Source organism: Kitasatospora sp. NPDC023176, from assembly GCF_055560495.1.
Map to the genome: position 1 here is coordinate 14,641 of NZ_JBVHIP010000010.1, position 26,063 is coordinate 40,703.

The 26,063-nt window shown below is 74.9% G+C and carries 21 protein-coding genes; 15 read left to right on the plus strand and 6 right to left on the minus strand.

Annotated elements, in window-relative coordinates; genetic code table 11:
* The first annotated feature begins 38 nt into the window (after positions 1-38).
* From ACZ3YL_RS16235 to ACZ3YL_RS16260, 6 genes are all read left to right on the plus strand, one after another.
* A complete protein-coding gene (locus ACZ3YL_RS16235; protein WP_465657903.1) occupies positions 39-1,079 on the plus strand; it encodes a 1-phosphofructokinase family hexose kinase in 1,041 nt (346 codons plus the stop codon).
* On the plus strand, positions 1,076-1,942 hold the full coding sequence (locus tag ACZ3YL_RS16240; protein ID WP_188307270.1) for a class II fructose-bisphosphate aldolase: 867 nt from the start codon (positions 1,076-1,078) through the stop codon (positions 1,940-1,942). Before ACZ3YL_RS16235 ends, ACZ3YL_RS16240 begins: the two co-directional genes overlap by 4 nt.
* 149 nt (positions 1,943-2,091) lie before the next feature.
* Complete coding sequence (locus ACZ3YL_RS16245; protein WP_188307271.1) at positions 2,092-2,850, plus strand: DeoR/GlpR family DNA-binding transcription regulator; 759 nt, start codon at positions 2,092-2,094, stop codon at positions 2,848-2,850.
* Positions 2,851-2,878: 28 nt separating this feature from the next.
* Positions 2,879-3,010: a peptidoglycan-binding domain-containing protein gene (locus ACZ3YL_RS16250; protein WP_317621274.1), complete on the plus strand. Its 132-nt coding sequence runs from the start codon at positions 2,879-2,881 to the stop codon at positions 3,008-3,010.
* Between the two features lie 302 nt (positions 3,011-3,312).
* On the plus strand, positions 3,313-4,032 hold the full coding sequence (locus ACZ3YL_RS16255) for a peptidoglycan-binding domain-containing protein (RefSeq protein WP_188307272.1): 720 nt from the start codon (positions 3,313-3,315) through the stop codon (positions 4,030-4,032).
* Positions 4,033-4,150: 118 nt separating this feature from the next.
* Entirely contained in the window at positions 4,151-4,915 is a 765-nt protein-coding gene (locus tag ACZ3YL_RS16260) for a D-Ala-D-Ala carboxypeptidase family metallohydrolase (protein WP_188307273.1), read from the plus strand.
* 104 nt (positions 4,916-5,019) lie between these two features.
* Here ACZ3YL_RS16260 and ACZ3YL_RS16265 read toward each other — a convergent pair whose 3' ends face one another.
* Complete coding sequence (locus ACZ3YL_RS16265; protein ID WP_465657910.1) at positions 5,020-5,580, minus strand: helix-turn-helix domain-containing protein; 561 nt, start codon at positions 5,578-5,580, stop codon at positions 5,020-5,022.
* 375 nt (positions 5,581-5,955) lie between these two features.
* Here ACZ3YL_RS16265 and ACZ3YL_RS16270 point away from each other — a divergent pair, with 375 nt between their 5' ends.
* Positions 5,956-6,951 carry a DUF2690 domain-containing protein gene (locus ACZ3YL_RS16270; RefSeq protein WP_465657914.1) on the plus strand — a complete coding sequence of 332 codons (996 nt, stop codon included), beginning with the start codon at positions 5,956-5,958 and terminating at the stop codon, positions 6,949-6,951.
* Between the two features lie 61 nt (positions 6,952-7,012).
* On the opposite strand, the gene ACZ3YL_RS16275 is transcribed toward ACZ3YL_RS16270, so the two are convergent.
* The 3 genes from ACZ3YL_RS16275 to ACZ3YL_RS16285 form a co-directional block, all read right to left on the minus strand.
* A complete protein-coding gene (locus ACZ3YL_RS16275) occupies positions 7,013-7,972 on the minus strand; it encodes a phosphatidylinositol-specific phospholipase C (protein ID WP_465657918.1) in 960 nt (319 codons plus the stop codon).
* An 80-nt stretch (positions 7,973-8,052) separates the two neighbouring features.
* The gene (locus ACZ3YL_RS16280; RefSeq protein WP_465657921.1) at positions 8,053-8,796 is read right to left on the minus strand and encodes a class I SAM-dependent methyltransferase; all 744 of its coding nucleotides are present in this window, start codon (positions 8,794-8,796) and stop codon (positions 8,053-8,055) included.
* Positions 8,797-8,953: 157 nt separating this feature from the next.
* Positions 8,954-9,199 carry a hypothetical protein gene (locus ACZ3YL_RS16285; RefSeq protein ID WP_465657923.1) on the minus strand — a complete coding sequence of 82 codons (246 nt, stop codon included), beginning with the start codon at positions 9,197-9,199 and terminating at the stop codon, positions 8,954-8,956.
* Between the two features lie 527 nt (positions 9,200-9,726).
* Here ACZ3YL_RS16285 and ACZ3YL_RS16290 point away from each other — a divergent pair.
* From ACZ3YL_RS16290 to ACZ3YL_RS16305, 4 genes are all read left to right on the plus strand, one after another.
* On the plus strand, positions 9,727-11,979 hold the full coding sequence (locus tag ACZ3YL_RS16290; RefSeq protein ID WP_465657925.1) for a hypothetical protein: 2,253 nt from the start codon (positions 9,727-9,729) through the stop codon (positions 11,977-11,979).
* An 84-nt stretch (positions 11,980-12,063) separates the two neighbouring features.
* Positions 12,064-12,780 (plus strand): DUF4241 domain-containing protein, encoded by a 717-nt coding sequence (locus ACZ3YL_RS16295; protein ID WP_465657927.1) that lies wholly within the window; start codon positions 12,064-12,066, stop codon positions 12,778-12,780.
* An 81-nt stretch (positions 12,781-12,861) separates the two neighbouring features.
* Positions 12,862-13,212: a hypothetical protein gene (locus ACZ3YL_RS16300; RefSeq protein WP_465657930.1), complete on the plus strand. Its 351-nt coding sequence runs from the start codon at positions 12,862-12,864 to the stop codon at positions 13,210-13,212.
* A gap of 213 nt (positions 13,213-13,425) precedes the next feature.
* Positions 13,426-14,043 carry a sigma-70 family RNA polymerase sigma factor gene (locus tag ACZ3YL_RS16305; protein WP_188306695.1) on the plus strand — a complete coding sequence of 206 codons (618 nt, stop codon included), beginning with the start codon at positions 13,426-13,428 and terminating at the stop codon, positions 14,041-14,043.
* Here ACZ3YL_RS16305 and ACZ3YL_RS16310 read toward each other — a convergent pair.
* The gene (locus ACZ3YL_RS16310; RefSeq protein ID WP_465657932.1) at positions 14,033-16,936 is read right to left on the minus strand and encodes an AfsR/SARP family transcriptional regulator; all 2,904 of its coding nucleotides are present in this window, start codon (positions 16,934-16,936) and stop codon (positions 14,033-14,035) included. The two genes, ACZ3YL_RS16305 and ACZ3YL_RS16310, sit on opposite strands and share 11 nt — an antisense overlap.
* A 380-nt stretch (positions 16,937-17,316) precedes the next feature.
* On the opposite strand from ACZ3YL_RS16310, the gene ACZ3YL_RS16315 reads away from it, so the two are divergent.
* From ACZ3YL_RS16315 to ACZ3YL_RS16325, 3 genes are all read left to right on the plus strand, one after another.
* On the plus strand, positions 17,317-17,787 hold the full coding sequence (locus ACZ3YL_RS16315) for a hypothetical protein (protein ID WP_188307550.1): 471 nt from the start codon (positions 17,317-17,319) through the stop codon (positions 17,785-17,787).
* Between the two features lie 176 nt (positions 17,788-17,963).
* Positions 17,964-20,642, plus strand: a complete 2,679-nt coding sequence (locus tag ACZ3YL_RS16320) for an AfsR/SARP family transcriptional regulator (protein ID WP_465657934.1) — start codon at positions 17,964-17,966, stop codon at positions 20,640-20,642.
* A 348-nt stretch (positions 20,643-20,990) separates the two neighbouring features.
* The gene (locus ACZ3YL_RS16325) at positions 20,991-23,408 is read left to right on the plus strand and encodes an ATP-binding protein (protein ID WP_465657936.1); all 2,418 of its coding nucleotides are present in this window, start codon (positions 20,991-20,993) and stop codon (positions 23,406-23,408) included.
* Positions 23,409-23,432: 24 nt separating this feature from the next.
* Here the strand turns inward: ACZ3YL_RS16325 and ACZ3YL_RS16330 are convergent, their stop codons facing one another.
* Positions 23,433-24,701, minus strand: a complete 1,269-nt coding sequence (locus ACZ3YL_RS16330) for a serine hydrolase domain-containing protein (RefSeq protein ID WP_465657938.1) — start codon at positions 24,699-24,701, stop codon at positions 23,433-23,435.
* Positions 24,702-25,008: 307 nt separating this feature from the next.
* Here ACZ3YL_RS16330 and ACZ3YL_RS16335 point away from each other — a divergent pair, with 307 nt between their 5' ends.
* Positions 25,009-26,001, plus strand: a complete 993-nt coding sequence (locus tag ACZ3YL_RS16335) for a phospholipase D-like domain-containing protein (RefSeq protein ID WP_188304042.1) — start codon at positions 25,009-25,011, stop codon at positions 25,999-26,001.
* Positions 26,002-26,063: the final 62 nt, after the last annotated feature.

Here is a 26,063-nt window from a genome sequence, read left to right on the forward strand (position 1 = left end):
CCCGGGGCGCACCCGCCGGAGCCCGGCGGCGGTCGCCGGTGATCCTCACGGTGACGCTCAACCCCGCGCTGGACCTCACCTACCGGCTCGACGCCGTCCGCGAGCACGCCGTCAACCGGGTGGCGAGCGTCCGCCGGCAGGCCGGCGGCAAGGGCGTCAACGTCGCCCGGGTGCTCGCCGCGCTCGGCCGCACCGCGATCGTCACCGGCCTGGCCGGCGGACCGAGCGGCCACGCCCTGCGGGCGGACCTCGCCGCCGCCGGGCTGCACGACGAACTGGTCGAGGTCGCGGGGGAGACCCGCCGCACCGTCGCGGTCGCGGACGACCGGGACACCACCGTCTTCCTGGAGCCCGGACCCCCCGTCACGGCGCCCGAGTGGCGGCGTTTCCTGGCCCACTACGAGCGGCTGCTGCCCGGCACCTCGGTCGCCGTGCTCTCCGGCAGCCTGCCGCCCGGACTGCCTCCGGACGCCTACGCCGTCCTGATCGAACTGGCCCGCTCCCACGGAGTGCCGGCCGTGCTCGACGCGGACGGGCCGGCGCTGCTGCGGGCCCTGCCCGCCGGGCCGGCCGTGGTGAAGCCCAACGCGCCCGAACTCGCCGCGGCCACCGGCACCGAGGACCCGGTGCGGGGCGTCGAGCGGCTGCGCGCGGCCGGGGCCGGTGCGGTGGTGGCCTCGCTCGGCCCGGACGGCCTGCTCGCCGGCACGGCCGAGGGCACCTGGCGGGCCCGCCCGCCCGAGGCGCTCTCCGGCAATCCGACCGGGGCGGGCGATTCGGCGGTCGCCGCGCTCGCCGTCGGCCTGGCGGACGGGACGCCCTGGCCCGAGCGGCTGCGGCAGGCGGTGGCGCTGTCCGCGGCCACCGTGCTCGCCCCGCAGGCCGGCCGCTACGACGCCGAGGCCTACCGGCGGCTGCTCGGCCTGGTCCGGATCGAGCGGCTCGACCCGGAGCGGGCCGAGCCGCCGGCACCGCGGTCGACGCGGCTCCGGTCCGCACAGCTCCAGTCCGTAAAGCCGCAGTCGGCACCGCCCCAGTCGGCACCGCCCCAGTCGGCACAGCCCCAAGGAGAACCGTGACCCTCGTCGGAACCGGAGAGATCGTCGGGCCCGCGCTGCGCGGCGGCCACGGCGTCGGAGCGTTCAACGTCATCCAGCTGGAGCACGCCGAGGCGATCGTCGCCGGGGCGGAGGCGGCCGGGGCGCCGGTGGTGCTGCAGATCAGCCAGAACGCGGTGCGCTACCACGGCGGCCTGGCACCGATCGGCACCGCGACGCTGGCGGTGGCCCGGGCCGCGGCCGTGCCGGTGGCGGTCCACCTGGACCACGCCACCGAGCGGTCCCTGGTGGAGCAGGCGCTCCGGCTGGGCTTCGGCTCGGTGATGTTCGACGCGTCGGTGCTGCCGTACGAGCGGAACGTGCGCGCCACCGCCGAGGTGGCCCGGGTGTGCCACGACGAGGGGGTGTGGGTGGAGGCCGAGTTGGGCGAGGTCGGCGGGAAGGACGGCGTGCACGCCCCGGGGGCCAGGACGGATCCGTCGGAGGCCGCCGGATTCGTGGCGCGGACCGGGGTCGACGCGCTGGCCGTGGCCGTCGGCACCTCGCACGCCATGCTGACCCGCACCGCCGCCCTGGACCTCGGCCTGATCGCCGAGCTGCGGGCGGCGGTGCCGGTGCCGCTGGTGCTGCACGGCTCCTCCGGGGTCGCGGAGGACGCGCTGGCGGCGGCCGTCGCCCACGGCATGACGAAGATCAACATTGCCACCCACCTCAACAAGGCCTTCACCGAGGCGGTCCGCCGCCGCCTCGCCGCCGACCCCGCACTGGTCGACACCCGGGCGTACCTGGGCGACGGCCGCGAGGCGGTGACCCGGGAGGTGGCCCGGCTGCTCGGCGTCCTGACCGCGCCGCGGCGGGTCGACCCGGCCGCCGTCGCCCCCTGACCCCCCGAGCCTCTCTGAGCCCCGCTGAGCCCCGCTGAGTCCCGCTGAACCGCTCTCCCGCGAACCCCTCTCCCGCCTCCCGCGATGAGCGGTCCGCTGCTCGGAGCTGCTCGTACGACCGTCGACCGGGGCTGAACTACACTCCGTCCATGCTCAAAGCTGATCGCGCCGCCAGGATCGTGTCGCACATCGCCGAGGCGGGGAGCGCGGACGTGCGGACGCTCTCCGAACTGCTCGGGGTGTCGGACGCGACCGTGCGCCGGGACCTGCAGGAACTGCAGGACCAGGGACTGCTGCAGCGCACCCGCGGCGGCGCGGTGACCGGGGCCGTCAACCTGGAGATCCCGCTGCGGCACCGGGGCGACCAGCAGCAGGAGGAGAAGCGCCGGATCGCCCGGGCCGCCGCCGAACTGGTGCCGGACGGCGCGGTGGTCGGCCTGACCGGCGGCACCACCACCACCGAACTGGCCAGGGTGCTGGCCGAGCGCGGCAACCTCACCGTGGTCACCAACGCCGTCAACATCGCCGCCGAGCTGATCGTCCGCCCCGAGGTCCGGCTGGTCGTGATCGGCGGCCTGGCCCGCTCGGCGAGCTACGAACTGGTCGGCCCGGCCGCCGAGCGGATGCTCGACCAGTACCACCTCGACCTCGCCTTCATCGGCGTCGACGGGCTGACGGTGCGGCAGGGCTGCACCACCCACGACGAGATGGAGGCCCAGACCGACCGGGCCTTCCTGCGCAGCAGCGCCCACACCGTGGTGCTCGCCGACCGCACCAAGGTCGGCCGGGTCACCTTCGCCTCGATCTGCCCGCTCACCGATGTCCACGACCTGGTGACCGACGCGGGGCTCCCGGACGCCCAGGAGCAGGCGATCGCCGAGTCCGGCGTCCGGGTGCGGCGGGCCTGAACCGCCCCGGGCGGACCTGAACCACCGCGTGGACGGGGCGTTCGGCCCCGGCACCCAGGCCGGGGTGACGTCCTTCCAGTCCTCGGCCGGGCTGCCGGCCGACGGCGTGGTGGACGCCCGCACCTGGAGCCGGCTGCTCGCCTGGCCTTCGCGCCGGTGACCGGTCCCGCCCGTACGGAGCGGGCCGGTCACCGGCGGTTCCGGCACCCGGCCCGCACCCCGCCGGTACCAGGCCCGCACCCCGCAACCCGCACCCGGCCCGGTACCGCGCCGGCGCCCCGCCGGGCCGTCCCGGAGCCGTCCCCGCCACGTCTCAGGCCCGTCTCACCGCCGTCCCGGGCGTCCCCGGAGTGCCCGGGACGTCCCCGGTCTCGCCGATCTGCTGGCGGGACGGCCGACCGCCCCCGAGAGTGGGCGGCACCAACTGATCACCCGACAGGCACCGGAGGGGATGGGAAGACCGTGAAGAAAACCTCGGCCCTGCGCGCACTCGCCGCGGCCGTACTGGCCTTCGTCGCACTGGCCCTGCTGCCCGCGCAGGCGCAGGCACTCGACGCCACCACCTGGATCCAGCGCAACCTGGTGGGCATCGGCTACCTGGCGAGCAGCGGCGTCGACGGCAACTACGGGCCGCAGACCACCGCCGCCGTCCGCAGCTTCCAGCACGACAACGGCCTCGACGAGGACGGCGTCTACGGCGCCCGCACCGAACTCGCCCTGCACAACAAGGTCGCCGAGGTCCAGCGGGTGGCCGGCTCGGGCGCGGACGGCGCCTACGGCTCGGGCACGACCAGCGCCGTCAGCAACTGGCAGCACGCGCACAACCTGAGCAACGACGGCATCGCCGGCCCGGCCACCATGAACGCGATGGGCGTCGCCCGGACGGTGCAGATCACCGCCCAGTGGAAGTTCCCCAGCCACGGCTGGAGCGTGAGCGGCCAGTTCGGCTGCCTGGACCAGATCTACGTCCACGAGAGCGGCTGGAAGGTGTACGCCACCAACCCGTCGTCCGGGGCGTACGGCATCCCGCAGTCGCTGCCGGGCGACAAGATGGCCAGTGCCGGCTCCGACTGGCAGACCAACCCGGCCACCCAGCTCCAGTGGGGCCTGGACTACATCGCGAGCCGCTACGGCGACCCGTGCTCGGCCTGGAGCTTCTGGCAGGCCCACAACTGGTACTGACGGGGGCCGGCGCCATCGGCCTTCCAGGGTGCTCTGACGGCCCCTCACAGGGCCTGACGGGCCTCCCGTACCGCCCTGTTCGGCGTCTTCCCGTGCCGACTCCTCGAAGGAGCACGTTGTGAACAGCTCTTCCCTCGACCGCCGCGCCCTCCTGCGCTACGGCACCGGCGCCGTGGCCGCCGCCGGGCTCGCCGCGGTCGCCAACATCGGGTTCGCCCGCCCCGCGGCCGCCTACGGCTGGTCCGGCAACCTCGGCCAGGGCTCCTCCGGCTCGGCCGTGGTCGAGCTGCAGATCCGCGTCGCGGGCTGGGCGGCGGACTCCGCCTCGCAGACCTACGTGTCCGTGGACGGCTCGTTCGGCCCCGGCACCGCGGCCGCGGTGCGCCGGTTCCAGGCCGCCTACGGGCTGAGCGCGGACGGCGTGGCCGGCCCGCAGACCTTCGGCGTGCTCAACTCGCTGGAGAAGTCGGACGGTTCCACCGCGCACTTCAACTGGTCCGAGTTCACCAGCCACGACGGCTCGGGCTTCGGCGGCGGCAACGTCGGTGCCGACGAGGTCAAGGAGAACGTCCGCCGCACCATGTACAAGCTGGAGGCCCTGCGGAAGAAGGCCGGCGACCGCGCGGTCACCATCAACTCCGGCTTCCGCAGCACCGCGTACAACGCCTCGGTGGGCGGGGCGGGCAACTCCATGCACACCTACGGGGTGGCGGCCGACACCGCGGTCTCCGGCCTGTCGACGCTCGACGTCTACCGGATCGCCGAGACCTGCGGCTTCTCCGGCCTGGAGACCCACACCGTCTCCTGGCAGCACGTGGACAGCCGGATCGAGCACTCCAACTACGGCTCCGGCTTCTGGTGGTGGCAGGACGGCGTCGCGTAGCGGCGAGCGCCCACCGAGAGCGGCACCGCGCCCTCCCCACGGGGCGCGGTGCCGCTGTCCTTGTTCGTGGTGCCGTGTACCTGTGCCGCTGCTGCGGCGGTCGGTCAGACCTCTCGGCGCAGGCCCCGGCGGCCGGCGGCGGCCAGGACCCCGCCCGCGCCGAGTGCCAGCGAGACCAGGGCCAACCCCCGCAGCAGGGCGGCCTCCCGGCGGTGCGGGCACTCGGCGTGCGCTTCCTCGGTCGGCCCGCTCTCGGTCGGCCCGATCGCCGGCGGCCCGCTCTCGGTCTGGCCGTTCTCGGTCGGCCCGCTCTCCGGCGACCCGCCCCCGACGGGCCCGTCGGCCGGGCCGGTGCCGGGCGCCTCGACGCCGGGCGCGGGGGTGCCCGGGGTGAGGAGCGTGACGCGCCGGCTCTCCGCGAGGTGCCAGAGCTCCAGCAGGTGCTCGACATCGCCCCCGCAGACGGACGCGATGCTCTGCACCGCGTCCCGCGGGGGGAACTGCTTCCCGTTCACCCAGCGCTCCCACGAGGACTTCGCGTAGTGGGTGCGTTCACTGAGCCGGACGTAGGTGAGGCCGGACAGGTTCTTCAGCGACTGCAACTCGTCGGCGAGCCGGTCGGCAGGTGATGGTGATGTGATTCCGGACGCGTGGTGGCGGCCCATGAGGTTCTCCCCGAACTTCCTCTGAGATGACCGTTGTGGTGCGTGAGTCCCGTTGCACCGGGGCGCCCTCGTCTGCTTCGACTTCTACGAGGTCTTTGCCCGGACCAGACCCGGTGTTGACTTCAGGGCACCCGGCGCGGCCAACTCTGCGCGATCGTGCCTCGATGTTCGACCGTCTCCGAAGGTTCTGAGACGATGCGCCTCGTCACCAGGCCTCTGAGCTGGGAGTTGGGACGCCAGGGTGGAGACGGTTGAGACGATCGTGTGGGCGCGGTGGGAAACTGGCGGGGGCGGAGGGGAGAACGCGACTAAACTGATCATCCTAAAGAAGATGAGTTCTTGTCTGCCGCCGACCCGCCAGAGGTGCCCCCCACGATGAGTCAGTCCTGGAAGCCGCTCCCTGACGACCTCTCGGAGCCCGCCCGGCGTCTCGCCGAGGAGCTGCGAGCGGTCAAGGACGCGCACCGGATCTCGCTCGCCGAACTCGGCAAGCGGACCTACCTCAGCAAGGCCTCCTGGGAACGCTGGCTGAACGGCAAGCGTCTGATCACCTCCCAGGCACTGGACGGCCTGATCGCCGCGGTGGACTGCGACGCCGTGCTGCTGACCTCCCTGTTGCGGCAGGCCGAGGCCGCCCGCGACGCGAGCGAGTCGACCGGGCCCGCGCCTGCCTCCCCGCCCGCACCCGTAGCCGCACCGGCGTCCGCGTCCGCGTCCGCCGCCAAGCCCGTCCCCTTCCCGCTGCCCGTCCCCGCCGCGCTGCCGGTGGCCGCACGCCTCGCCGGGTGGCGCCGGCCGCAGACCCTGATCGCCGTCGCCGCCGTCGCGGTGCTCGTCCTGGTCGCGGGCCTCTACGTGCACGGCCGCGGCGGCGACAGCAGCGCCGCGGCGGCGACCGCCGGGCGTCCGGCCACCACCCCGACCGCGACCGCGGTGAGCACCAGCGCGCTGCCCGCCCGGCTCTGCCAGGGCCTCGGCTGCGCCGGCAAGGACCCGGCGGCCATGGGGTGCGAGGCCGACGACCGCACCCTGCTGACCGGCAACATCGGCAAGGTCGTCCTGTACGTCCACTACAGCCCCCGCTGCCGGGCCGCCTGGGCGGGGATCACCGACGGCGCCCCCGGGGACACCGCCACCATCACCACCGGCGCCGGCGGGCAGGAGACCGCCCTGATCCACTGGGGCTTCGACAACTACTCGATGATGGTCGACGCCGCCGCGCCCGACACCACCCTGCGGGTCTGCGGCCACCAGCAGGACGGCGACGGCTGCACCGGACTCGTCACCGACCCCGCCGGCGGCGCGAGCGTCCTGGTCCCGCCCACCCCGGATCCGGCGAGCGCCACCCCGAGCGCGACCCCGACCTCCTGAGCCGCCCCGACCTCCTGAGCCGCCCCCGGAGGGCCCCGGCGGCCGGGGCCCTCCGGGGCCGCTAGACGAAGTTCTTGTCGATGAGCATCTGCAGCACGTTCACATGGAAGTCCGGGAAGTCCATCGGCACGATGCCGAACCGGGCCCGCTGCCCGGTGCGGGCGTTCAGGTACGGGTAGACGGCGCGGTCCATCAGGGTCTGGGAGCTGGTCTTGGGCCAGTAGCCGCCGGCGTAGCTGAGGAAGTTCACGAACATCCTCGGGTAGGTCGGATTGAGGAAGGCCTTGTCGAACTGGGCGACGATGTCCCGGCCCTTCTCGCCCAGCGGGTCGAGTCCGCTGATCTGCCAGACGTCCTGGGTGTCGAACCAGTCGTTCTGGCCGCTGGACCAGCCGATCAGGCCCCACGGGTTGGCGAAGTCGGCGATCAGCACGACCTTGCCGCGGGCCGCGCCCAGGGTGGGCCAGCCGTAGAGGTGGAACAGGGCGCGGTAGCCCAGGTCGTCCAGGTAGTGGTTCACCCGCCGCTGGAACTCCGTGTCGTCCAGGGCCTGGCCGCCGGCGTGCTCGTTCCTCAGCCGCATCAGGACCGTCTCGCCCGGGTGCGCCTGGAGGAAGGACCGGCACTGGTCGAGCACGTCCTGGAGCCGGAGGTGCTGGTAGGCGTCGGCGTGGTAGATCCCCAGTTCGTCGGGCGCCCCCTCCAGGCCGTTGCAGCGGATGTCCAGGAAGCGGACGCCCTCCTGCAACTGCTGGGGCAGGCCCCAGTTCTGGGTGTGCGACCACTCGGTGCCGTACCAGGGGTTCTGGCAGCAGGAGTCGTGGGTGCCGGGGACGGTGAGGTCGAGCAGGGACAGGTTCCCGTCCAGCCGGCCCATCCAACTGTCCGTCGCCAGCCCGCCCGGGGTGGTCGAGGTGCCCGACGCCCGGGCGGCGGATGGCACCCCGAAGAGGCTCCCGACCGCGGCCGCACCACCGGCCCCGGCGCCCCACCTGAGAAGATCACGACGTGCGATGCCCATGGACCGGCTCCCTCTGCTCCGCGCGCGGCTGTGACGACTTGACCCGACACTCCTCGAACGAGCCCGCCGCGTCAACGGGTTCAGCGCGGCGCCGGCTCCCGCCCGTCCGGGCCGACCACCAGCCACCAGGCCGGCAGCTCGATCCGCTCGCCGTCCGGGGTGAACTCGGTCAGGGACAGCGGCAGTTCGCCGGAGGTCAGGACGGTGAGGCCGGCCGAGCGGAACAGCCCGTCGAAGGCCGCGTCGGCCACCTCGGCGGGGGCGAGGCCGTGGGCGAAGACCGGGCGCAGCTTGGCGGGCGGCCCGGCCGGGGACTGGGCGAGCTCCCGCAGGACGGCCTTGGCGGCCTCGGCCAGTTCGACGACGAAGGCCCGGCCGCGCGACCCGAGCAGGGTGGCGACGGCCTCGGCGACCGGGCCGCGGTCGGCCGGGTCGCTCTGGTGGATCACCCCGCGCACATACACGTCGGCGTCGCCCAGGCGCTCGTGCAGGGCCCGGACGGCGGCCGGGTCGGTGGCGTCCAGCTGGGCGAACTCGGCCTGGCCCGACCGGTCCTGGCGCCGGGCGAGCCCGACGGCGGTGTCGGAGAGGTCGACCCCGACGGCCCGGGGGAAGTGCTCGGCGAGGAAGCGGGTCTGCCGGCCGTTGCCGCAGCCCAGGTCGACCACGGGCAGCCGGGGCTCGCTCAAGTAGGGCGCGAACAGGGCGAGGTGGCGCTCCGCGGTGAGGGCCGGCTCGGCATCCCAGATCACCGAGCCGGGCGCCTCGGGGGCCTCGCCCCAGAAGCCCTCCCAGGCGTCCCGGTACCGATTCGTCACGCTCATGGCTGGGCCTCCGGATGTCACGCACAGTGCCGGAGTCGTGTCTATCGGTTGTGGGCGCGACAGGGCAAGGACCTCGGGCCCGACCGCTCGCGTGGCGTCGGGCCCGAGGTCGTCCGCCGACCGCCGCCCCCGGGAGGCCCGTTGACGGCGCTCGCGCTCAGCAGCCGGGGTGCCAGTCGGCCTCGAGTGCGGCAGCCCCGTCCTCGCGGGTGACGGGGTGCCAGTGGGCGTGCAGCCCGGCCGGGCGGGCGGTCGAGCGCGGCGCGCCCATCGCCCCCAGGACGGAGTTGTCCAGCGGGCTGGCGGACAGCCGCTCCAGCACCTGCGCGAACGCGGCGCGCAGCCCGTGGCCCCGGTGGCGCACGTCGGGGACGACGGAATGGAACGCAGCGACGACGGACATGCGGATCACCTCCGGAAGGACCTGCGGACCTGCAGGTACGCCCCCCAGCTTGCGCCGGTCCGCCCGTGCCCACGCCTGGATTGACGCACTGCTGACGCACCGCTGACGGGGTCCTGATGGCGGGGCCTCGTCCGTGTGCCACCCGGCGGCGCCGGCGGCCGGGTGGACGGGCCTTCGCGCGGAGTGCCCGAATGTGACCTGGCCGGTATTCCGGAGGTGGTTGCGGAAAAGCCCGGTCGGCGTGCGCCGGCGGGTATTGTCAGGCGCCCGCCAGAACCGGGGGGCAGCAGCCCCGGGGAGGGTGATCGGAAGGGCATCACCGCCGGTCAGAGCCACTTGTTCAGGTTTTCATCAAATTCCGTTCACGCTACGGACATTGACCTGGAGCCAGCCCCCGGGAGGTCTATCGTCAGCAATTCCCCAGCCCTTGGTAAATCCTGTTCCCAGGCGGCTGCGCGGGGCCGATCAGAGCGGGCATTATCGGCTGCCATGAGTCGACTCACCGCAATACCGCAGGGGGCTTTCGCGTGAAAGCCTTCCGCTTCCTCCCCGTCGTCGCGCTGGCCGTCGCCACCGCGGTGATCGGGTTGGCCACCGTCGTACCCGCCTCCGCGACGACCTCGCGGGTGGACCTGAACGTCCTGGTGGTCACCGACGGCAACCCCTGGGTCGAGGGCATCCGGCAGCAGCTCTCCGCCGAGGGCGTGCCGACCACCGTCATCGACCTGACCAGCACCAGCCGTGCCACCATCACCGCCGGCTTCCTGGCCGACACCCTGGCCGACGGCACCCCGCACGGGCACTTCGAGGGCGTCGTGCTGCCCAACGACGCGCCGGCCCAGCTCTCCGCGGCCGAACTCGGCACGCTGAGCGGGTACGAGCAGACCTACCAGGTCCGCCAGGTGGACGCCTACGTCTGGCCCGGCGCCGGCACCGGCCTCAACGCGCCCACCTGGTCCGGCTCGATGGACGCCACCACCGCCACCGCGACCGCCTCCGCCCGGGCCGACGCCTTCCACTACCTCAACGGCCCGGTGACCTTCGAGGGCACCGCCGGCGGCAGCGGATCGTACGGCTACCTGCCCACCCCGCTGCCCGACAACCCGGCCACCGGCTCGCACTTCGAGCCGTACCTGACCGAGACCATCCCCGGCACCGGCACCCAGGGCACCCTCGCCGGGGTGTACACCTCCGGCGGCCGCCAGCAGCTGGTGCTGACCTTCGCCTACAACTCCTACCAGCAGCAGTTCCGGCTGCTGGCACACGGCATCGTGGACTGGGTCACCAAGGGCGTCCACCTCGGCTACTGGCGCAACTACTTCTCCGCCCACATCGACGACCTCTTCAACGCCAACTCCCGGTGGAGCCAGAGCGGTCACTGCACCCCCGGCGAGGGCGACTGCGTCGGCAGCGTCCCGGCGACCACCGCGATCCGGATGACACCCGCGGACGTCACCGCCACCGTCGCCTGGGAGCAGCAGAACGACTACACCCTGGACTTCCTGTTCAACGGCGGCCCCAGCCTGGACTACGCGGAGGCCGACGGCGGCACCGACCCGCTGACCACCGCCCTGCTGGCGAACAAGAACAGCTTCATGTGGCTCGACCACACCTACCAGCACCCGTTCCTGGGCTGCGTGCAGAACTTCACCGTGATCCCGTGGAAGTGCCAGACCGACTCCACCGGCGCCACCCAGTACGTCGACCAGGCCACCGTCAACAGCCAGATCCAGCAGAACATCCAGTTCGGCCAGGCCAACGGGCTGCCGTTCCGGCCGGGCGAACTGGTCGCCGGCGAGCACTCCGGCACGGTGATGCTGCCGCAGCAGCCCAACGACAACCCGAACTTCCTCGCCGCCCTCAGCCAGAACAACATCCAGTGGCTCGGCGTGGACGCCTCCCGGGAGACCGGCCAGCGGCAGATCGCCTCGGCGCTCGGCGTGCCCCGCCACCCGGTCAACGTCTTCTACAACGTCTCCACCGAGTCCGACGAGGTGAGCGAGTACAACTGGCTCTACACCTCCAAGGCCAACGGCGGCAGCGGCAACTGCGAGGCCAACCCGGCCACCACCACCTGCATCCCGCCGCTGGACCTGAACGTCGGCTGGGCGGACTACGTGCTGCCGATGCAGGTGAGGATCACCCTCGGGTACGTGCTCGGCAACGACCCCCGGCCGTTCTTCATGCACCAGTCGAACCTGACCGACGACCGGCTCGCCCTGCAGACCCTGACGAACATCCTGTCCACCTACCGCGGTTGGTACACGGCCGACACCCCGATGGTCAACCAGACCCTCACCGACGCCGGCACCACCCTCCGGCAGCAGGCCACCTGGCAGCAGACCCGGAACGCCGGCACCGTCAGCGGCTACGTCCAGGGTGGCGTGGTCACCGTCCAGGGCCCGGCCGGCACCAGCGTGCCGGTCACCGTGCCCACCGGCACCACCGTGACCGGCGGCGCCGCCTTCGGCAGCGGCTACGCCGGCGAACAGTCCGCCTACACCACCCTCGGCACGGCGCCGACCAGCCTCACCGTCGCCAACGCCCTCTTCGGCACCACCACCAGCGCCAGTCCGACCCCGAGCACCGGGCTCGCCCTCGCCTCCTATGCGATCGGCTCGCCGCACGAGGTGCGCCGCACCGGCACCACCGTGACCGTCACCGACCCGTTCGGCACCCACGTGCTGCCCAAGCTCGCCGCCAAGCCCGACGAGGAACTGCACGTCGGCGGCACCCACCACCACCCGTACCAGACCCCGGTGGCGCAGACGAAGAAGTAGGGCCCGCCCGGCACCCACGGCCGGCCGGGGGCACCCGCCCCCGGCCGGCCCGCCACTGTCGGCGGCGCTCGCTACGCTCCCGCCATGACGCACACGACACATGCCCGCCTGGCGGCGGATCAGGATGAACGGGCGCTGCTGGAGGCGGTCTTCGTCCCCGGCGAGGGTCTGGGGGTGCGGGGGAGCGACCCGCTGACGGTCGTCCAGACGGTCGAGGTGACGGAGGTGACCACGATCCGGGTGCCCAGCGGACGGCTGGTGGTGAGCACGCCGTGGCCGGATGACGACTACGAACTGAACACGCCGGAGGGGCGGGAGTTGGCCGAGCGGATCCCGTCCGGCAGCTACCGGGTGGAGGCCGCGTGGGTACCCGCGTCCTACGGGGACGGGGAGGATTGCGAGGTGGCCGCTGTACGGCTGCGCGTGACCGAGGCGCCGGTGGTCGCCTGGGAGAACGCCCTCGGGGTGGGCGAGGACCTTGAGTTCCTCCGTCCGGGTCGGCGGTTCCGCTTCCCGGTGTCCGACATCCCCGTGGCGTGTTTCGCCGACGCCACGGCCTGGGAGGAACTGACCCTTCCGTTCCGGCAGTTCCAGCAGGACCTGCGCGACGGCACCGACCTGGCACAGCCCAGGGAGGAGCTGGGCGCAGGCCGGTTCGAGCGGGTGCGCCACGACGGATTCGGGGCCGACCTCGTGACCTTCACGGCGGACTACGACAATGTGGTCTGGCTCGGCCGGGCGGCGGACGGGACGGTCGCATCGGTGGTCGTGGTCGGCGGTTTCCGGCCGTACCCGTACTGACGGGGCGGCCACCCGCGGGCTGCGGCTGAACCCCGTTCGGCGGGCGCAACGTTGAGCGGGACGGAACGGGAGGAACACGGGATGGAAGCGGACGGGCCGGAGCTGCGGGCGTACGTCGCGGCGCTGGTGCGGATGGGCGCGCCGGTGCTGCCGGGGCCGTCCGGGCTGGCGGTGCCGGCGGGCAGTGCGGCCGAGGTGACGGCGGTCGCCCGGCGGCTGGCGCTGGGGGTACTGCCGGATCGGGGGTGCCGGCCGGAGCCGACGCCGGGGCTGCTGGGGCTGGCACGGGCGCTGGTGGTGGACGAGCACCCGTCGGCGCCGGGGTGGACGGTGGCGCAGCGGGAGCGGCTGGCGGGGTGGGTCGCGGTGCTGATCGAGCACCGGGGCGAGGACGGGGTGCAGGAGCTGGTGCGGGCGCTGAACGGGGACTGAACGGGGACTGAGCTGGGACTGAGCGGGGGCTGGGCAGGGACCGGGTGCGGCACCCGTCGACGGGGCGGGTGCCCGGCGCGGCGGGGCGGGGCGTTGGCGGATCGTTGGCAGGTCCTTGGCGGCGCCCGGCAGGCTGGGGTGAACCGCCACGGGGGATGTCCGGCGGAAGCCCTGCCATGTGCCCTTGCCCGACCTGAGAGGTAGCGCGTGTCGATGCAGTCCGTCGCTCAGCCCACGCCCGTAGTCCAGCCGCCCGCGGGCCCCCCGGCCGTCCCCGCGGCGACCCCGGAGCCGGCCCCGGCCCGACCGACCCTCGACCCCGACTCCCTGGCCGAGATCCACCGGCTGCACGGGGGTTACCTGCTGCGCGCCCTGCTACGGGCCACCCGCGGCGACCACGGCAAGGCCGAGGACATCCTCCAGGAGACCCTGCTGCGCGCCTGGCAGAACCCGGCGGCGCTCGCGGCCGGCCCGGAGCACAGCCGCCCCTGGCTGTTCACCGTCGCCCGGCGGATCGCGATCGACCACTACCGGATGGCCGCCGCCCGCGCCAAGGAGGTCTTCGGCGAGCCGGTGGAGGACCGGCCGGTCGCCGACGACCCGTACGAGCAGGTGCTGGTCGCCCGGGACATCGCGCTGGCGCTGCGGCGGGTGCAGAAGCACCACCGCGAGGTGCTGGTCGAGCTGCACCTGAAGGACCGTTCGGTGCTGGAGGCCTCGGTCGAGCTGGGGGTGCCGCCGGGGACGGTCAAGTCCCGGAACTTCTACGCCGTCCGGGCGCTGCGGCCGGTCCTGGCGGCGGAGCACGGGTACGCGCCGGTCACCAACTGAGTGCCCGGCCGCTGTCGCGCGGGTCGCCGGCGTGCGGGGCGCCGGCGTGCGGCCGGTCGTCGGCGGCCGGCCCGGCGTCGGCGCGCAGGCTGAGCGAGGCCTCCAGCCCGGCGGTGAACTCGCTGCGCCGGCCCGCCAGCCGGTCGTGCCGCCGGAACCGCTCCAGCGCCGAGGCCAGCCGCGCGCGCACCTCCGGCGTGCGGCCCCGGGCCACCAGGTGGGCCGCGTAGGAGTGCTCGGTGACGGCGTGCAGGTAGAGCAGGCCGGCCTCCTCGCAGGCGGCCAGCAGCCGGTGCCAGGCGAGGTTCGCGGCCTCGTCCCGGACGGTCGGCGGCAGGGCCTGGGCCTCGGTCAGCAGTGACCACAGGTGCACCTGGGTGACCGGGCGGGGCGGCAGCAGTTCCCGGGCCTCCCGGGAGTGGAGCCGGGCGTTCGCCGGGTCACCGGTCGCCAGGCTCACCCAGCCCTGGTGGACCAGGGCGTCGACCAGCCGGTTCCGGTTGCCCGAGTCGACGGCGAGCGCGGTCGCGTCCGCCGTCAGCCGCCGCGCCGTGGCGCCGTCCCCGAGCATCGCCGTGACCAGTCCCAGGGTGGCCAGCGCGCGGACGCGCGCCGAGTCGGCGGCGGGCCCCTCGGCGGACTCGGCGGCGGCCACCCCCTGACGGGCCGCCGCGGCGGCCTCGTGGCGGCGCTCCAGGCCGACCAGCGCCTGCGCCCGGCAGTTGTGCAGGAAGGCCGCCGCGACCGGGTCGGCGCAGCGCTCGGCGGCCGCCAGGCCGGTCTCGGCGCGGGCCAGCCAGTCGGTGAAGCGGCTGGCGCCGTAGTAGAGCGAACCGGTGGTCAGGGCGAGCCGCCAGGCCCGGTCGGGGCGGGTGGCGGCGCTCTCCTCGATCAGTGCCCGGACGGCGGGCTCCTCGGCGCGGAACCAGTCGAGCGCGGTGCGGATGTCCGCGGCGGGCGGGACGGGCCGGCCCGGCCGGTCGGGCGCCCCGGTGTCCTCCTGGCCGGGGTCGAGGTAGCGGCCGCAGTGCTGCAGCGCGGCCTGGTAGTGGTCCAGCAGACGGGTGCGGGCCTGCTCCCGGTGCTGTTCGGACCGCTCGGCGAGCAGGTCGGCGGAGAACAGCCGGACCAGGTCGGTGCGGTGGTAGCGGCCGGGGGCGGCGCCGGTGAGCAGGTGGCGGGAGGCCAGGTCGCCCAGCGCCCGGTGGGCGGTCGCGGCGTCGGTGCCGAGCAGCGCGGCGGCGGCCAGACCGTCCACCTCGCGGCCGGGGTGGACGGCCAGCAGGGCGAGCAGTTCGGCTGCCTCGTGCGGTAGTTGACGGCACGTCAGCAACAGCTCCTGGCGCAGGCCGGTGTCACCGTCGACCTCCAGGGCGGCCAGCCGGGTGTGCTCGTCCGCGAGTTCGGCGACCAGGTCGGCGACCGTCCAGCCCGGGTGGGCGGCCAGCCGGGCGGCGGCGAGCCGCAGGGCCAGCGGCAGGTGCTCGCAGAGGCGGACGAGTTCGGCGGCCGCCGCCGGCTCGGCGGCCACCCGCCCGGGCGTCAGCAGGTGCTCCAGCAGGGCCAGGGCGTCGTCCTCGGGCAGCGCGGTCAGCCGCAGCAGGGTGGCGTCGTCGGTGGCGACCAGCTTCTCCAGGGAGCCGCGGGCGGTCACCACGGCGGCGCAGTCCGGCCCCTCGGGCAGCAGGTCGGCGAGCTGGTCGGCGTCGGCGGCGTCGTCCAGGACCACCAGCAGCCGGCGGCCCCTGGTGCGTTCGCGGTAGCGCGCGGCGCGGCCGGCCCGGTCGGCGGGCAGCGCGTCGTCCGGGACGCCGAGGGCGCGCAGGAACCGGCCGAGGACGGCCCCCGGGTCGGCCGGGCCGGCCGGGTCGAGGCCGCGCAGGTCCGCGTACAGCAGGCCGTCCGGGAAGCGGTCGGCGGCCCGGTGGGCCCAGGCGGTGACCAGGGTGCTCTTCCCGCTGCCGGCCGGGCCGACCACCAGGGCCGGTCCGTCGGTGGCCCGGTCGGCGGCGCAGGCGCGGTCCAGCCACCGCGTCTCGGCGGTGCGGCCGATCAGCGCGACGCGTTGGCGGGGCAGCTGGCGGGGGGCCCGCTGGAACGGTACGGCGACCGGGGGAGCGGGCGCCGGGGCGGCGGTCACCTGCACCGCCTCCGGCCGGTCGTCCGCCAGCACCTCGGCGAACGCGGCCCGCAGCGCCGGTCCGGGGCGAATGCCCAACTCGCGGTCCAGCCGCAGCCTGGTCCGGTGGAAGGCGTTCAGCGCGTCCGCGGGCCGTCCGGCCTGGTGCAGGCAGCGCATCAGCAGGGCCACCAGCTCCTCGCGCAGGCCGTCCCGCCGCACGTTCTGCTCCAGCACCGCCACCGCCGCCGCCCCCGTGCCCTGCCGCAGCCGCAGCCCGGCCCAGTGGAGCAGCGCGGCGGTGGAGGACTGCTTCAGGTGGTTCACCGTGGCGGCCCGCAGCGGGGTGTCCGGCAGGTCCGCCAGGGCCTCGCCGCGCCACAGCTGCAACGCCTCCTCCAGCAGCGCGATCGCCTCCCCGTCGGCCTCGCGCTCGGCGCACTCCCCGGCCAGCCCGGCCAGCCGGGCGAACCGCAGCGCGTCCACCTCCTCGGCCGGCCCGCTCAGCAGGTAGCCGCAGGCCCGGGTGTGCAGCTCGAACGGGGAGTCCGCCAGCACCTTGCGCAGCGCCGCCACGTGCCCCTGCACCGCCGCCCGGGCACTGGCGGGCGGACGCTCGCCCCACAGCAGCTCGCAGAACTGGTCCATGGTCACGACCTGGCCCAGCCGCAGCGCCGGCAGCGCCAGCACCGCCCGCCGCTGCGCCCCCGCCAGGGTGGCCAGACCGCCCGTCGCGACCTGCAGTTCCACCGGCCCGAGCAGCCGAATCCGCACCAGTACCCCCACCTCGCCGCACCCGAGAACCGTCGGCGGCCTGCGGGGTGGAGCAGTGTAGTGCGCACACGTGTCCTGCCCCTATCCGGACGGTGGTCGTCGGTGGGGCCGCCGTGGGTAGAGAGTCCGTCGGGGTGGGGGATGGTTGCCTGCGGGGGCGCAGTGGTGTGGTGGGTGGGGCTCGGGTGGGCGGGGGCGTTGTCGGTGCGGCGGCCGAAGGGGCGGGTGCTGCGGGGTGGTGCGCACACGTGTCCGGCCGGTGTGCGGGCGTTCGTCGGCGGTGGGGAGCCGGCCGGGGCGGGGGGACGGTTGCCCGCCGGGGCGGAGCCCGAGGGGGCGGTCGCCTGCGGGCGGTCGGGCCGTCCCGGTAGCGTGCGGGCATGGACGAGACTCACGGGAGACACGTGAACGCCCGGTTCGAGCGGCTGGCCCAGCGGGTCCGCGACGAACTCGCCGCCGCCGGGCTGCCAGTGGTGGCCCCGGGCCTGGACGCGGCGCTGGCCGTCGGCGCGGAGGTCCGGGTGAGCACCTGGAACCAGCACTTCGGCGAGGAGCCGGAGGTGCTGGTGAGCTGGCACCTCAGTCCCCGGCTGCGGTGCAGGGCGACGGCGGACCTGGAGCGGGGCGGGGAGCCGACCGCGGCGGCCCGGCAGGCCGGCGGGATCCACACGGCGATGGCGGCGGCGGTGATCGCGGTCCTGTCCGCGGCCGGCTTCACCGCCCGGGACCGGGCGGACGACTACGCGCCGTTCGACGTGCTGGTCCTGGACGGCCCGGACGTCAGGACGCCGCCGGTCTGGTCCGAGCAGGCGGAGCGCCCGCGGCGGACGGCCGGCGAGTCCGTCAGCTGAACCGCCGGGCCTCGGCCCGTCGTCCTCTCCTAGGGACCGTCTTCGCACTCCCGTCCGTCCGCCCGGGCGGACGGACGGGGCGGCGTCGGGGGCACCGGGGAGCGTCGGCCCGCAGGCGGGAGTTCGAAGCCGGGCCCGGGACGGGCCCGACGCCCGTGGCACGGGGGAAGGGAAGCATGGAGATCGAGCTGCTCGGGCCGATGGTGGTCCGGCGGGCCGACGGCACCGAGGTCACGCCCTCGGCCCCGAAGCGGCGCGCCCTGCTGGGGGCGCTGGCCGCCCGGCTGAACCAGCCGGTGGGCGCCGAGGAGCTGATCGAGCTGGTCTGGGACGGCACCGCGCCGCCGACCGCGCGGGCCGCCCTGCAGGGCCATGTGGCCGCACTGCGGCAGCAGTTGGACGATCCCCGGCTGGTCCTGGGCACCCGCGGCGGCGGGTACGTCCTGGAGGGCGACGCGGACCGGGTGGACCTGGTGCGGTTCGGCGCGCTCTGCGACCGGGCGGGCCTCCTGCTGCCGGAGACCGTCGCCGGGGTGGGGGCGCACGCCGCGGCCGTCCCGCTGCTGCGCGCGGCCCTCGACCTGTGGCGCGGGCCGGCGCTGGTCGACTGCGGGTCCGCCCTGCTGCGCGAACGCACCCTCCCGTACCTGACCGACCTGCGGCTGCGCGCCCTGGACCGGCTGGCGCAGGAACTGGTGCTGGCCGGTCGCGGCGGCGAACTGGTGGCCGAGCTGACCGAGGCGGCCGACGCCCACCCCAGCCGGCAGCCGCTGACCGCCCGGCTGGTCCAGTGCCTGGAGCAGGCCGGGCGCGGGCCGGAGGCACGGGCCCGCTACGACCACGCGGTGGCCCGGCTGGTCGGTCCGCCGGGGCCGGAGCTACGGCTGGCGGGTGAGCAGCTGGCGCGCCACGCGGCGCCCGACCGGCGCTTCATCGGCCGCACCGCCGAACTCGCCCGGCTGCACGAGGCACTGGCCGTGGCCGCCCGGACCGGCCGCCCGATCCTGGTCACCGGCCCGGCCGGGGTGGGCAAGACGTCGCTGGTCCAGCACTGGGCGGCGCAGCGCTTCCCCGAGGGCGTGCTGCGCGCCGACCTGCGCGGCACCGACCCGAACGGCCCGCGCGAGCCCGCCGACGTCCTGGCCGGCTTCCTCACGGACCTCGGCATCGCCCCCGGGGCCGTCCCCGCCGATCCCGCCGAGCGCGCGGCCCACTACCGCGAACTCCTCGCCGACCGCCGGATCCTGATCCTGCTGGACGACGCCGCCTGCTACCGGCAGCTCGCCCCGCTGCTGCCCGGCCTGCCCTCGGCGGAGAGCACCGCCCTGGGCCCGGTCACCGTCGTCACCAGCCGCAACCGGCTGCGCGACCTGCTGGTCCACGAGGACGCGCTGGCGCTCCCGCTCGGCCCGCTCGCCGCAGCGGACGCCCACGCGCTGCTCGCCCGCGCCCTCGGCCCGGACCGCCACGCCGCCGCTCCCGAGACGGCCGCCGAACTCACCGACCTCGCCGAGCGCTGCGACCACCTGCCGCTGGCCCTGCGCCTGGCCGCGGCGCGGCTGGCCGCCCGCCCGGACTGGTCGCCGGCCGACCTCGCCGCCGACCTCGCCGACGAGCAGACCGGCCTGGCCGCCCTGGCGGGCGTCGGCACCGAATGCGGCCCGACCGGCGTCACCGCCGCCCTGGACCGCACCTACCGGACCCTGCCGCCCCCCGCCGCCCGGCTGTTCACCCTGCTGGGGCTGCACCCCGGCGCGGAGATCGACACCGCCACCGCCGCCGCCCTCGCCGACCTGCCGCCCGCCGCCGTCCGTACCCAGCTGACCGCCCTCGACGCCGTCCACCTGCTGGCGGAGACCACCCCCGGCCGCTACGCCCGCCGTGAGCTGGTCCGCCGCTACGCCGCCGGGCAGGCCGCCGCGCTGGACTGCACCGAGCGCTTCGGTGCGCTCGACCGGCTGATCGCCCACTACCTGGAGCTCACCGCCCCCTGGGGCGGCGACCAGGCGGACGGGGCCGCCACCGCCCGGCCACCGGCCTGGTTCCGCCGGGAGGAGAGCGCCCTGCGCGCCGTCGTCCTCTGCGCCGAACAGTACGGCCGCACCGGCGCCGCCTGGCAACTCGCCCACCGGATCAGCCTGTTGCACGAACGGTCGGACGAGGCCGCCGGCCGGGACCGGACGCACTGGCGGGCCGTCGCCGAGATCGGGCTGCGCGCCGCGCACGCCGACCGGGACGACGCCGCCCTCGCCCGGCTGGGCACCGACCTCGCCGTCCTGCACGTCCGCCGGGCGGCCCACCGCACCGCCCTGGAACAGCTGGACGCGGCCGTCGCGGCCGCCGACCGGGCCGCCGACGCCCTGCTGCGCCACCACTGCCGTGACCGGGTGGCGGCCGCCCTGGTGCGGGCCGGACAGTACGACCGGGCACTGCCGCTGCTCACCGACCTGGTGACCGCCGCCCGCACTCCGACGGCCGGCCACCTGCTGGTCCGCGCGCTGACCGGGCTCGCCGAGGCGCTGGTGCTGGTCGGCGCTCCGGAGAAGGCGCTCGCCCACGCCGACGAGGCGGTCCGCCTCGCCACCGCCGGGACGGCCGGTTCCGCCGGTGACCGTCCGGGCGGCGTGGCGGCGGTGCTCGCCACCCACGGCCGGGCCCGCGCCCTGTACGCCCTCGGCCGCCGGGACGCCGCACTGTCCTCGGCCCAGCTCGCCGTGGCGCTCGGCCGCACCGTCGGCGACGCCGCCGTGGAGGCCCGCTCGCACGGGCTGCTCGCCGACCTGCTGACCGAACTCGGCCGCGGCGTGGAGGGGGCGGAGGCCAGACGGCGGGAAGAGCTGCTGGGCCGGGTCTGAGGCCGGGCCGTCGCGTTCCCGCTCCTCCGCACGGGGGAGCCGGCGGCGGAGGCGGGACAGGTCCCGGTCGGCGGCCGGGGGCGCGGCGGCCCGCAGGCGGGAACGTCGACGACGGTCCCAGCGCACAACTGCCTCCCGCACCAGCGCCGCAGGCGGAACTACCGGCGGTTCTGGCGGGCGGAGCCGGCCGCCGGGCGGCCGCGTCCCGGGCGTCCCCGCAGGCGGAGGCCTGGTACGCGCGGTACTTCCGCCGGGGCATACTTCTGCCTGAGGGGATCTGCCCGGCACGCTGTCCGGCAGAAACTGCGGCAGAACCGCGTGCGCGCGGACCAGGGGCGGGGCGGGCAGATGACGGTTGCGAGCGGAACCGGGGAGTTCGGCTACCTGCTGGCCGGGCACCGGGTGGCGGCGGGCCTGACCCAGGAGGACCTGGCCGCGACAGCCGGGGTCAGCCTGCGCGCCCTCGGCGACATGGAGCGCGGCCGCACCCGGGGGCCGCAGCGGCGCACCGTCCAGGCGCTGGCCGCCGCGCTGGGGCTGGACGGCCCGCAGACCGCCGCCCTGGAGCGGGCCGCGCAGTCCGGCCGCCCCCGGGGCGTGCGGCAGGTGCCGCCGCAGGGCGGGGCCGTACACCCGGCCGTACCGGAAGCCGTACCGGAAGCCGCGTTGGAGGCCGTCCCGGAGACCGCCGGAAGCCCCAAGCCCCCCGCAGCTCCCGCGCCCCCCGCAGCTCCCGCGTTCCCGGTGCCCGGGGGTGACCCCGCGCCGCCGGGCGCGCTCGCCCTGCCGCGCGACCTCGCCGACTTCACCGCCCGCGAGCAGGCCCTCGCCGAACTCGCCGCGCTCACCGCCGACCGGCACCCCGTCCACCCCCGGGTGGTGCTGATCAGCGGTCAGCCCGGTCTCGGCAAGACCGCCTTCGCCCTGCACGCCGCCCACTCCCTCGCCCAGGACTTCCCGGACGGTCAGCTCTCGCTCGACCTCGGCGGTACGGCGGCCACCCCGCTGCCCGCCCGGGAGGCGCTCGGCCAGGTGCTGCGCGCCCTCGGGGTGGAGGACAGCGCGGTGCCGGCCGGGACGGAGGAGCGGGCCGGGCTGTTCCGCGCCCTGGTGCGCGAGCGCCGGCTGGTCCTGGTGCTGGACAACGCCGTCGACGAGAGTCAGGTGCGTCCGCTGCTGCCCGGTTCGGGGCCGGCGGTGACCATCGTGACCAGTCGGCACGTCCTGTCCGGTCTGGAGGCGGTGCACCGGTTGCGGCTCGATGTGCTCTCCCCGGTGGAGGCCGCCGCCCTGCTCGCCCGGATCGCCGGGCCCGAGCGGGTCGAGGCCGCGCCGGACGCCGCCGCCGAACTGGCCCGGCTGTGCGGCTACCTGCCGCTGGCGCTGCGGATCGCCGGGCAGCGACTGGTCGCCCGTCCGCAGCAGCCGGTGGCCCAGCTGGTGCGTCAGCTGGCCGCCGAGGAGAACCGCCTGGACCTGCTGGAGACGGGGGACCTGGCGGTCCGCCCGGCCTTCGAGCTGTCCTACCGCCGGCTGCCCGCCGAGTCCCAACGGGTGCTCCGGCGTTGCGCGTTGACCGTCGGCCAGGACTTCACGGCGGCCGTGCTGGCCCGCTACGCGGGGCTGTCGGCCACTCGTACCGAGCTGGTCCTGGAGCAGCTGGTCGACGCCGGCCTGGTGCAGCCGGCCACCCCGGAGCGCTACCGGCTGCACGACCTGGTGCGGCTCTACGCGGGCGAGCGGCTGGCCGCCGACGAGACGGCCGAGGCGGTGGCCGGAGCCCGCACGGAGGCCGGGAGCTGGCTGTTGCGCGAGGCGGCGGCCCGGGGCCTGCGGTTCGACCCGGACCACACGGCGGCCGGTCACGAGGAGGCCGGCCACGGGAGGACCGCCGGTGATCCGTCGGTGCCGCTGACCGAGGCGGCGCGCTGGCTGGAGGAGGAGTACCCGGAGTGGCTGGCGGCGCTGTACCGGGCGCAGCGGGAAGGCCGGCACCGGGAGGTGATCGACACCGCCGAGGCGATGCACTGGTTCTCCGACCGCCTGCTGAGCTGGGACCTCTGGGCCGAGGTGTTCCAGCTGTCGGTGGACTCGGCCCGGGCGAGCGGGGACCGGCGGGCCGAGGCGGTGCACGTGAACTACCTGGCCTGGACGTACGTCACCTGTCTGCACCGCTACCAGCGCGGCGTCGAACTCGCCGGCGAGGGCCTGGAGTTGGCCCGGAGTCTGGGTGACCACGAGCAGCAGGGCTGGGCGCTCACCTACCTGGGCTCCGGGCTGCGGCACCTGCAGCGCTACCGGGAGGCAAGCGACAGCTACCAGCGGGCGGCGGACGCCTTCGCCGAGGTCGACAACCGGGCCGCGATGATCGGCCGGCTGGTCACCCTGCGCGGCGCCGCGACCTGCCTGCGCCACCTCGGCCGGGCCGAGGAGGCGGTGGACTCCCGCCGCCGCGCGCTGGCGGGCGCGCTGGAGCTGGTGGAGCGCTGGTCCTCGCCGCTGATGCACCTGCTGGCGGCCATGACGGCGCACGAACTCGGCCAGGACCGGGCGGCGTTGAAGCGCTGGTCGGCCGCCGAGAAGGCCTACCGGCAGGCGCTGGTGCACTACGAGGCGATCGGGCGCCCGGACAGCATGACCAAGACGCTGACCGAGCTCGGCACCGCGCTGATCGAGCAGGGGCGGGCGGACGAGGCCCGGGAGATCCTCACCGAGGCGCTGACCGACCTCAGCGCGGACGGCCGCCGCGGCCGGCTCTCCCCGTAGCGGGGCCCGGCCGCGGCGCACCGGTCAGATCCGGGTGTCCTCGACCACCGGCAGGCCGCGGTCGACCTGGACGCTGCGCTGGTTCTGGACGCCGCGGTGGTCCTGCACGGCCGGCTTCTTGCCGCAGAAGGCCGGCTCCAGCGCGTTCATCAGCCCCTGGGTGACCGAGCCGTTGTTGGAGGCGTTGGCGAAGACCACCACCGAGCGCCGCCCGTCCGGGGTGGTGAAGGACTGGGTCTGGAAGCCCTGGACGATGCCGCCGTGCCCGTACACGTCCCCGCAGGTGAGCGAGATGCGGCGGAGCCCCAGCCCGTAGGAGATCTTGGCGGTCGGGGTGGGCAGGGCGGCCTCCATCTGGTGCAGCGAGTCGTCGGAGACGAGGCCGCCCGAGCCGCCCGCCATCAGCGCGGTGAGGAAGCGGTCGAGGTCCTCGGCGGAGGAGATGACGGCGCCGGCGCTCCACACCCAGGAGCCGGTCTGCTCGGTGGAGTCCAGCAGCGGCTTGGTGCGGTCGTCGTTGGTGAGGTAGCCGGTGATGTGGTCGCCCGCGATCCGCTGGTCGGGGACGACGAAGGAGGTCTGCTCCAGGCCGAGCGGTTCGATGATCCGCTCGCGCAGCACGTCGGCGTACGGGCGGCCGGTGAGGTGCTCGACGGCGAGGCCCAGCAGCACGAAGTCGGTGTTGGAGTAGGAGTAGCGGCTGCCGGGGGTGTACTGGATTCCGTGCTTGACGGACATGGCGACCATCTCGGCCGGGGTGTAGACCTTGGAGCGGATGCGGGCCTCGAAGGCGGCCGTGGTCTCCTCGCCGGACTGCTCCAGCAGGTCGTTGGTGTGGTCGTAGATGCCGGCCCGGTGTTCCATCACCTGACGGCCGGTCATCGTCCAGCCGTCCGGGAGGGTGCCGGCCGGGAGGTAGTCGCGCAGCGGCTTGTCGAGGTCGATGCGGCCCTCCTCCACCAGCTGCATCACGAGAACGGCGTTGAACATCTTGCTGTTGCTGCCGACCCGGAACCTCCACGCGGAGTTCATCGCGGTCCCGTCCAGGTCGGCCTTGCCGACGGTGAGGGAGCGGGTCCGGTCGTCGTCGCCGTGGTCGCGGATCACCGCGAAGGCGCCCGGGGCGCCCGCGCCGGTGGTGGCCTGAAGCGCACTGAGCACGCCGGCCGTGTCGGGGGTGGGCAGGGCCGGGGCGTCGCGGTCGGCGGCCAGGGCGGGGGTGGCTGCGGTCGCCGCCAGGACGGCAGCGGCGGCGGCCACCGCGAAGGGGCGCAGCAGGCGGGTCTTGGCCATGTTCCTCGACTTTCTCGTGAGCTGACGCGCTGTCGGGATCGCGTCGTATGAAGATCACTATCACCGGTTGAGGGGGATCGGGGCAATGTGAACGCGATTGCCCGCATCATCCGTTGTCGGGTCCTTTCGTCACCCGCACCGTTCGTTTCCCGGCCCGGGGGCAAGGTTTTACCTCCCGTCGTCTACCCGCGTCGACCGGCGCGCCCGCATCCTGTTCGAGCGCCCGTTCGTCGTGTCCACGCCGTGCGCCGCGTGCTCCCCGGTGCCTCCACGCGCCGACTTCCCCCTCACCGACCATGGAGTCCCCATGCCCCTGGCCACGTTCGCGCGCCGTGCCGGTGCGCTGCTGCTCGTCGGCACCGGACTGATATCCGCCTCCGGCGCCGCCCACGCCGACGCCGTCACCGGCACGTACTCGACGATCGTCTTCCCGGACCAGGACCACGGCGCGGTCTACAGCCTCATCGGCTCGGCCACGACGTCCGTCGACGTCACCATGTACGAGCTGCGCGACACCACGGCGGTGAACGCCCTGATCGCCCGTCAGCACGCCGGGGTGCGGGTCCGGGTGATCCTGGACGGGAAGCACAGTTCGGTCAACGGCGCCGCCTACTCCGCTCTGAAGGCCGGGGGCGTCGGGGTGACGTACTCCTCCTCGGCGTTCGTCTACACCCACCAGAAGACCGTCACCGTGGACGGCGCCAAGTCCCTGATCCTGACCGGGAACCTGGACTCCACGTACTACTCCAGCAGCCGCGACTACGGGGTCTTCGACACCGACGCCAACGACGTGGCCGCGATCGAGGGGGTCTTCGCCGCCGACTACGCCAAGACCTCGATCACCCCCTCCGACGGCGACAACCTGGTGTGGTCGCCCACCGACTCCCAGGACCGCCTGCTGGCGCTGATCAACGGCGCGCAGACCTCCCTGGACGTCCAGCAGCTGGAGTTCGGCGACCCGGCCCTGGTGGACGCCATCACCGCCGCCGCCAACCGCGGCGTCACCGTGCGCGTCGTCGGCATGAACCCGAGCTCGTACGGCTCCTACTTCGACGAGGTCACCGGGGCCGGCGCCAAGGTGGTCACCTACTCCTCGACCACCGGCCTGTACATCCACGCCAAGGCCGTCGTCGCCGACTACGGCACCGCCACCGCCAAGGTGTTCGCCGGCTCGGAGAACTTCTCCGACAACTCGCTGAACAACAACCGCGAGCTGGGCCTGATCGTCTCCGACTCCGGGGTGCTCAACACGATCGAGTCGACCTTCGCCACAGACTTCGCCAACGGCACGGCCTACTAGGCCCGTTCCGGCCGGTCGGCACTCCGGGTAGTTCCGTCACCTCCCGTCCGGGTGGCCCCGTG